Source organism: Escherichia sp. AM3, assembly GCF_032029835.1.
Classification (GTDB): domain Bacteria; phylum Pseudomonadota; class Gammaproteobacteria; order Enterobacterales; family Enterobacteriaceae; genus Escherichia; species Escherichia coli.
Window position 1 is genome coordinate 1 of record NZ_JAVUPQ010000983.1, and the last position, 271, is coordinate 271.

General features: G+C 69.0%; 1 pseudogene. It reads left to right on the forward strand.

The features are described 5' to 3' along the window. Window positions 1-271: pseudogene (locus RTW80_RS29340) on the forward strand (hypothetical protein); the annotation flags it as partial.

Genomic DNA, 271 nt, shown 5'->3' on the forward strand with positions numbered 1-271 from the left:
GCTCACGACCGGCCGGTGGAGCTGGACGGCATCTGGCACCTGGCGTGCCGGGGCGACTACGTCATCCGCCTCGACGGGACCACCTGTCTCCAGCTGTGGAACACGGCCGGGCAGGTGACGCGTATGACGGGCGATCCCCTTCAGGTGGCGCAGTGGCTCCAGGCCTGCCACGGGGCGGGTATTGCGGTCCGGATGCAGATCAATGAGAGCACCACGCCGGAGGCGGGCACGCTGATCGGTACCGAGCCGGAAGACCTGACCGGCACCTGGT